Consider the following 6,883-nt stretch of genomic DNA (forward strand, 5'->3'; position numbering starts at 1 on the left):
CCGCCAGCGCCACCCAGCGGATCGCCGACGATATGCTGACCTTGAACCGCGCCGCCGCCTGGCGGCGAGATGCGCCCGCCACGACTTCCGCCACGACCCGCTCGCGAAGACCCTTCGAATGCGCCGCGCCCATCCAAACCTCCCAAATCAGAAGGCCTCAAGGGACTCATGATCCCACGACGAAGGGAATCCTCCCTCCGATCACAATCGATTCAACTCAACGGGCGAATGCTCTAGAGGTTGGCTTTCTGAGGCGAGCGAGACCGTCTGCCAAGCGACTCGAGGAGGCGTCCGACAACCACCCCGTCGCAGACAATTCATCAGTCCGCTGCCGGCGTGACCTCCGCTCCGCCGGTCGATGAGGGACATACACTCATTTCCGCAGCGATCTTGCGGCAGGTAGCGTGACTCAGCGTGCAGGTGGCTGGGAAATGAGTGTGTGCCCCTCAATCGCGCCCCTCGGGCTATTGACCTTCACTACATCATGGGCTGCATAGGAGAAATGCGCGACCCAAGGGCGTTTTTCGGACGCTCGAAAGGCCTCGGCCAAGGGAGGCGTCATGGCGTGAGAGTCCCTGTATGCGTGAACTGCCGCCGGCCTGGCGTGTAAGCCTCGTCCTGATCGTCATCGCGGCCGTGGCTTTCGTGGCCTGGAAATCGGCCGCGTCCAGCAACGATTGGATGGGCGAGCACCTGGCGGAGTTCCTCGGCGCCGTCGCCAGCGCGGCCGCCCTGGCCTTCATCGCCTATGCCGCCAATATCCAGGCGCGGCAGGCGCGCAGCCAGGAACTGCTCAACGCCTATGACCTGGCGCGCGGCGACCTGGGCGCCCAGGCGCGCATGATCGCCATCACCGCGCGGCTGGTCGTGGAGGAGAAGAAGGGCGGCGGCCAGGGCAAGCTGGAAATCTACCAGAAAGCCTATGACGCCGGCGATCGGACCGCCTTCGCGCAATTGATCATCCAGCCCAGGCGCATCGTCGAGGCCTTCGACGGCGAGGCGGGCAAACGGCTGAAACACCAGGCGCTGCGCTACATCGCGATCTTCGACAGCGTGGCCGCGCTGACCAAGGAGCAGGCGTTGGAATCGGTGCTGTTTCGCTTGCCGCTCGGCCGCGCCTACTGCGTGCTGAAGATCGCCCTGAAGGACGATGGGAGCGGGCGACTGGCGGGGTTCCTGAAACTCTCGCCCGATCCCGACCCCATGCTTTCCGAGGACCAGCCATGACCTGCGAAATCGCCGGCGACCTCGTCCAGCGCTGGCTCAAGGCGGAGTCCTCCGACCACGCCTTGCTGATCGGCTGCGACTATGACGACGGCCGGCACGAGGAGCTGCTGTCGATCAGCGGCGTGGCGCCCAACCTGTCGCTCATTTGCGACGGTCCCGACGGCGTGGTGCGCGTGCCGTTGGGCCTGGTCAAGGACGGCCGGTTGCACGCCCCGGACGACAGCCCCCTGATCGCCGCCATCGAGGCGCTCGTGGCGCCGCATGAGCGCCAGGAAGCCGAGATGAGGCGGGACCTCGGCCCCGGCTATCCGTTCAGCGTGTCGTCGTCGGACGTCCCGACGCTGCACGCCGCCGAAATGGCGCGGCGACAGAACCGCCTGCCGGACAGGCGGGCCCGCGAACGGCAGTTCTTCGCCCTCAAGCGCAACGATCTCCATCACCAGGCCGTCGAGGTCGCCAAGGCCTGGCGACGGCTGGCCTCGTCCCGGGACGAGCCGTGGGGCGACATCGCCGTGGCCCTGGCCGCTCACCTGCGCGCGACGGGCCATCCGGCCGCGGCGATCCAGACTGTCCACGAGGCGCTGGAGGATCCCACGCTCCGCGCCACCCAGCACGAAAAGGCCAAGCTCTGGACGATCGAGGCCGCGTCCTGGCTCGACAGATACGCGCGCAAGGGCGGCGAGGCGTCCGACCTGGCCAAGGCCAGGCAGGTCGCCGCCCGGGTCTGGGCCATCGAGGCCGAGCGGGACCATGTCGAGATCAGCCATGTCTATGACCGCCTGAAGGCGCTGGAGGCCGATCCCCTGCGTCGCTGAGGGCGTTTCCTCAAGCCGCCGTCGTCAGCCTGAAATCCACATGCACCGCGTCATAGGGAAACGCCACCCCGCCGGCGGTGCGCCGCAGCACGCCGGCGGCGAGCAGGGCGTGGATGTCGCCGTGCACGGCCTTGACGTCGCGGCCGACCCGGCGGGCGACCTCGCGGATCGGCAGTTCGCCCTGGCCAGTCATGGCCGCCAGCAGCTCCCAGCGCTTCTTAGTCAGGGTCCGCCACAGCAGGTCGACCGAGGCGAAGGAGATATGGTCGCCCTGGGCCTGGCCGTCGAAGGCGGCCAGAGCCCGGCGGGTCACGTCCTCACGCGAGGCGACGGAAAGGGTCACGGTGCTCATCACGGCCTCCATCGGTCGACCTCCGCCCCACTTAATACCAGCAGCCTTTTGATTTCGACCGTTCTCACTCAAAAACCCCGTCATCCCGGGTCTTGTGCCCGGGACCCATGGTTCAGCTGACGGTGAAGCGAAATGGCGCGCCTGCGCGCCATACTCCTGCCCTTGCGGCGGACAGATGGATCCCGGGCACAAGGCCCGGGAGGACGGATTGAAGAGGAAGCAAGGGCTCTAACTCAAAGGCCGTCGGTATTATCCGAAGATCCACCCTCGGCCACCTCATCCAAAAAGCCCCTCAGAGGGTATCGTAGACGTCGGCCTCGGGATTATCCCACACCGCCGCGAAGGCCGGGGCGCTCGTAGCGGCGGCGGCGCGGGTCAGGGCCTGGTCGCGATCCCGCTGGCGCAGGAAATCGACGAAATCCTCGACCTCGGCGAGGCGTTCGCTCGGCAGGCTGGTGATCTTCTTGATCAAGGCCCGGGCGTCTCGGGGAGCATTGGCGGCCATGTCCGCAGGCTAGCACGGGACGCCGATTTGGCGAACCGCCCCTACCCCCGCTCCTTCGTCCGTTCGAACCGCACCTTCGGATAGCGCTCGGCGACGTAGCCGATCTCCCAGCTCGACTTGCCCAGGAACACCGGCTGCTCGTCGATGTCGTGGGCCATGGCCGAGCGGTGCTTGTGGGTGAAGTCCTCGACGTCGGCGCGATCGCCGTTGATCCAGCGGGCTTCGGCGTAGGGGGCGGCCTCGAAGATGCAGTCCAGGGCGTATTCGTTGGCCAGGCGGTCGGCCATGACCTCGAACTGCAGCTGGCCCACGGCGCCGACGATGAAGTCGGAGCTGCCGATCATCGGCCTAAACAGCTGGGTCACCCCCTCCTCGGCCAGACCCTCCAGAGCCTTCTTCAGGTGCTTGGCCTTCAGCGGGTCCTTGACCCGCACGCGGCGGAGGATCTCCGGGGCGAAGTTGGGCAGGCCGGCGAAGCGCAGGGTCCCGGTCTCGGACAGGCTGTCGCCGACCCGCAGCACCCCGTGGTTGGGAATGCCGATCACGTCGCCGGCGAAGGCGTCCTCGGCGAGTTCTCTGTCGGAAGCAAAAAACATGATGGGCGCGTTGACGCTCATGGCCTTGCCGGTGTTCTGGGCCTTCAGCTTCATGCCGCGGGTGAAGCGGCCGCTGGTCAGGCGCAGGAAGGCGATGCGGTCGCGGTGGTTGGGGTCCATGTTGGCCTGGACCTTGAACACGAAGCCCGAGACCTCGGCGTCGCCCGGCGCGACATGGGTGTCGACCCCGGCCTTGCTGACCTTGGCCGGGTGCGGCGGCGGGGCGTAGGCGCCGATGCCGGCCAGCAGCTCGTTGACCCCGAAGTGGCGCAGGGCCGAACCGAAGAACACCGGCGTCATGTGGCCCTCCAGGAACGACTGCACGTCGAACGGCTTGGCGGCCTCGGACACCAGCATGGCCCCCTCCTCCACCTCCGACAGCTCCTCGGGATCGAGGTACTGGACGATGGCGTTGGACTTCAGCGCCACGGCGGGCGGGTGGCCCTCCTCGTCGGTCGAACTCTTCTTGGCGTAGGGGATGAAGGTCTGGGCCCGCAGGTCGAGCATGCCCTTGAACCGGCCGCCCGAGCCGGCCGGCCAGTAGAGCGGCGCGGGGTCGAGGGCCAGCTTGGACGACACCTCGTCCAGCAGCTCGAACGGGTCCTGGGCCTCGCGGTCCATCTTGTTGATGAAGGTGATGATCGGGATGTCGCGCAGGCGGCAGACCTCGAACAGCTTCAGGGTCTGGGGCTCGATGCCCTTGGCGGCGTCCAGCACCATGATCGCCGCGTCGGCGGCCGTCAGGGTGCGGTAGGTGTCTTCGGAGAAGTCCTCGTGGCCCGGGGTGTCCAGCAGGTTGAACATCAGGCCGTCGTGGTCGAAGGTCATGACGCTGGCGCTGACCGAGATGCCGCGCTCGCGCTCGATCTTCATCCAGTCGGACTGGGTGCGGCGGGCCTGGCCGCGGGCCCGCACCGCGCCGGCCGCGCGGATCGCGCCGCCGGCCAGCAGCAGGTTCTCGGTCAGGGTGGTCTTGCCGGCGTCAGGGTGGCTGATGATCGCGAAGGTGCGCCGACGGGCGGCCTCGAGGGCGAGAGATGTGCTCATCAGCGGGGGTTAGCGCCACGCGGCCGGCTTGTCACCCTCCGGCGAGGGTCAGGCCGCAGTCAGCGCTTCGCCTGGCGCTATTTCGCCGCGTCCATCAGGCCCGCGAAGCGCTCGAACAGATAGAGGCTGTCGGTCGGGCCGGGCGAGGCTTCGGGGTGGTGCTGGACGCTGAACACCGGCTTGCCGGTCAGGGCCAGGCCGGCGTTGGTGCCGTCGAACAGCGAGACGTGGGTCTCGGTCACCGCCTGGGGCAGGCTGGCGCTGTCGACGGTGAAGCCGTGGTTCATCGAGACGATCTCGACCTTGCCGGTCGTCAGGTCCTTGACCGGGTGGTTGGCCCCGTGGTGGCCCTGCTCCATCTTGACGGTCTGGGCGCCCAGGGCCAGGGCCAGCATCTGGTGGCCAAGGCAGATGCCGAACACCGGCTTGCCGCTCTCGACCAGCTTCCGGATCTCGGGCACCGCATAGGCGCCGGTGGCGGCCGGGTCGCCCGGGCCGTTGGACAGCAGCACGCCGTCGGGATTGCGGGCCAGGATGTCGGCGGCGCTGGTGTCGGCCGGCACCACCGTGGCCCGGGCCCCGACATGGGCCAGGGCCCGCAGGATGTTGCGCTTGACGCCGTAGTCGAGGACCACGACCTCGTACTTGGGCTTGTCGAGCTTGGCGTAGCCCTCGGGCCACGACCACAGGCCCTCGTTCCAGGTGAAGGTCTGGGTGGTCGAGGCGTCCTTGGCCAGGTCCAGGCCTTCCAGGCCCGACCAGGCGCGAGCCTTGGCGACCAGGGCCTCGAGATCGAACTGGCCGGTCGGCGAATGGGCGATGACGCCGTGCGGCATGCCGGTCTCGCGGATCTTGCGGGTCAGGGCCCGGGTGTCGATCCCGGCCAGGCCGATGACGCCGCGCCGCTGCATCCAGGCGTCGAAGTCGCTGTTGGCCCGCCAGTTGGCGGCGTCGGTGGGGACCTCGCGGAACAGCACGCCGCGGGCGGCCGTCTCGGCCCCGCCGGCCATCTGCTCCAGGTCCTCGAGATTGGTCCCGACATTGCCGACGTGCGGGAAGGTGAAGGCGACGATCTGGGCCATGTAGGACGGATCGGTGAGGATCTCCTGGTAGCCGGTCATGGCGGTGTTGAAGCACACCTCGCCGACCGCCTCGCCGACGGCGCCGCAGCCGACGCCCTGCAGGATCGTGCCGTCGGCCAGGGCCAGGACGCCGGTGACGCCCTTGAGCAGCGAGGCATTGGGGAGCAGGTCTTTGGACATCTCGGAAAGCGCCTCCAGAACGCTGCCCCCGAAGGGCTGGTCATTGTCGCAAAAAGGCGGGCCGGGCGTAACCCCGTCCAGCCCGGGCCCGGCCCGGCCGGCGCCCGCAGGACGGCGGCAGGACCGCCGCCCGGCCGCCGCGCAAACGGCGGCGTGTCTAGGGGGATGCGGCGGGGGGGTCAACCCCTTCGATCACGGCGGAGCGGCCCCCAGGCCACATTCCCGTGATCGGTCGACAAGCCCCCTCGCGCAAGGCGGCCGCCGGCCCTTATGGTGCAAGGCTCCGGCACAAGAACCAGCATAAGAACACGGGAGGACGGCCCATGCTCGAACTGCGACCCAATTGCGAGTGCTGCGATCGCGACCTGCCGCCCGACAGCGACCAGGCCCGGATCTGCACCTTCGAATGCACCTTCTGCGCCGACTGCGTGGAGAGCCGATTCTCCGGCGTCTGTCCCAATTGCGGCGGCGACCTGTCGGCCCGGCCGATCCGCCCGGCCGCGGCCCTGCACCGTTTTCCCGCCTCGCTGAAGCGGGTCTACAAGTCCCACACGGCCTGCGCGGCCGTGCGGCCGCCGCCGCGCCCGGAAGGGCCCTCGCCCTCCTGGGCCTGAAACAATCTGTCGCGGGCCCGCGGGGCCGGAGGCCGACCCGGCGTTAACGCTTGGCGGTCATGGTCGAGCTTCCAGGAGCAGAACCATGACCCCAGCCGGCGCGCGTCGTCCCGTCCCCGTTTCACGCCCCGGCCTGAGCTGGTCGGGCGCGCTCGACACGACCCTGCGCCTGCTGCTGGTGGTCGCGGCGCCCGTTTGCGCGGCGATCTTCATCGCCCATAGCCTCTAGAGCATTCGTCGCTTAAGTTGACACATATCCGGCATGCCGAAAATAGTTGGCGCATTCGTCGGGGGTGAAGGCGTCCAGGACCAGCCCGATGCGGTCCCACAGATTGTCTCGGGTTCGTTCGGCGGCCTTGCGCAGCAGGGTCTTGAGCTTGGAAAACGCCATCTCGATGGGGTTGAGATCGGGCGAGTAGGGCGGCAGGAAGACCAACTGGGCGCCCCTGGCCTCGATGGCCAGCC

The 6,883-nt window shown here is 68.4% G+C and carries 9 protein-coding genes and 1 pseudogene; 4 read left to right on the forward strand and 6 right to left on the reverse strand.

All coding sequences use genetic code 11. The features are described from left to right. Positions 1 to 133 (reverse strand): annotated as a pseudogene (locus ACIPQB_RS25990) (IS630 family transposase); the annotation flags it as partial. A 446-nt stretch (positions 134 to 579) separates the two neighbouring features. Here ACIPQB_RS25990 and ACIPQB_RS25995 point away from each other — a divergent pair. After that, entirely contained in the window at positions 580 to 1,227 is a 648-nt protein-coding gene (locus ACIPQB_RS25995; RefSeq protein ID WP_446488141.1) for a hypothetical protein, read from the forward strand. Further along, entirely contained in the window at positions 1,224 to 2,042 is an 819-nt protein-coding gene (locus ACIPQB_RS26000; RefSeq protein ID WP_446488142.1) for a hypothetical protein, read from the forward strand. The genes ACIPQB_RS25995 and ACIPQB_RS26000 overlap by 4 nt, the downstream gene beginning before the upstream one ends. Before the next feature lie 10 nt (positions 2,043 to 2,052). Here the strand turns inward: ACIPQB_RS26000 and ACIPQB_RS26005 are convergent, their stop codons facing one another. From ACIPQB_RS26005 to carA, 4 genes are all read right to left on the reverse strand, one after another. Further along, positions 2,053 to 2,394 (reverse strand): HVO_A0114 family putative DNA-binding protein, encoded by a 342-nt coding sequence (locus ACIPQB_RS26005; RefSeq protein WP_446488143.1) that lies wholly within the window; start codon positions 2,392 to 2,394, stop codon positions 2,053 to 2,055. Between the two features lie 292 nt (positions 2,395 to 2,686). Next, positions 2,687 to 2,866: a hypothetical protein gene (locus ACIPQB_RS26010; RefSeq protein WP_446488144.1), complete on the reverse strand. Its 180-nt coding sequence runs from the start codon at positions 2,864 to 2,866 to the stop codon at positions 2,687 to 2,689. A 74-nt stretch (positions 2,867 to 2,940) separates the two neighbouring features. Beyond that, positions 2,941 to 4,542, reverse strand: coding sequence for a peptide chain release factor 3 (locus ACIPQB_RS26015; RefSeq protein ID WP_446488145.1), 1,602 nt, complete (start codon positions 4,540 to 4,542; stop codon positions 2,941 to 2,943). Between the two features lie 77 nt (positions 4,543 to 4,619). After that, positions 4,620 to 5,804 carry a glutamine-hydrolyzing carbamoyl-phosphate synthase small subunit gene (gene carA / locus ACIPQB_RS26020; RefSeq protein WP_446488146.1) on the reverse strand — a complete coding sequence of 395 codons (1,185 nt, stop codon included), beginning with the start codon at positions 5,802 to 5,804 and terminating at the stop codon, positions 4,620 to 4,622. Positions 5,805 to 6,127: 323 nt separating this feature from the next. On the opposite strand from carA, the gene ACIPQB_RS26025 reads away from it, so the two are divergent. After that, a complete protein-coding gene (locus ACIPQB_RS26025; RefSeq protein ID WP_446488147.1) occupies positions 6,128 to 6,418 on the forward strand; it encodes a DUF1272 domain-containing protein in 291 nt (96 codons plus the stop codon). 85 nt (positions 6,419 to 6,503) lie between these two features. Continuing rightward, complete coding sequence (locus ACIPQB_RS26030; RefSeq protein WP_446488148.1) at positions 6,504 to 6,647, forward strand: hypothetical protein; 144 nt, start codon at positions 6,504 to 6,506, stop codon at positions 6,645 to 6,647. 12 nt (positions 6,648 to 6,659) lie between these two features. On the opposite strand, the gene ACIPQB_RS26035 is transcribed toward ACIPQB_RS26030, so the two are convergent. After that, the coding region (locus ACIPQB_RS26035) for a transposase (RefSeq protein WP_446483963.1) at positions 6,660 to 6,883 on the reverse strand (224 nt) is incomplete at its 5' end.

Source organism: Caulobacter sp. LARHSG274 (assembly GCF_052871235.1).

Bases quoted from the DNA above. Each gene is read 5' to 3' on its own strand.
- ACIPQB_RS25995 (WP_446488141.1), top strand. From the start codon at position 580: ATGCGTGAACTGCCGCCGGCCTGGCGTGTAAGCCTCGTCCTGATCGTC.
- ACIPQB_RS26000 (WP_446488142.1), top strand. From the start codon at position 1,224: ATGACCTGCGAAATCGCCGGCGACCTCGTCCAGCGCTGGCTCAAGGCG.
- ACIPQB_RS26005 (WP_446488143.1), bottom strand. From the start codon at position 2,394: ATGAGCACCGTGACCCTTTCCGTCGCCTCGCGTGAGGACGTGACCCGC.
- ACIPQB_RS26015 (WP_446488145.1), bottom strand. From the start codon at position 4,542: ATGAGCACATCTCTCGCCCTCGAGGCCGCCCGTCGGCGCACCTTCGCG.
- carA (WP_446488146.1), bottom strand. From the start codon at position 5,804: ATGTCCAAAGACCTGCTCCCCAATGCCTCGCTGCTCAAGGGCGTCACC.
- ACIPQB_RS26025 (WP_446488147.1), top strand. From the start codon at position 6,128: ATGCTCGAACTGCGACCCAATTGCGAGTGCTGCGATCGCGACCTGCCG.
- ACIPQB_RS26030 (WP_446488148.1), top strand. From the start codon at position 6,504: ATGACCCCAGCCGGCGCGCGTCGTCCCGTCCCCGTTTCACGCCCCGGC.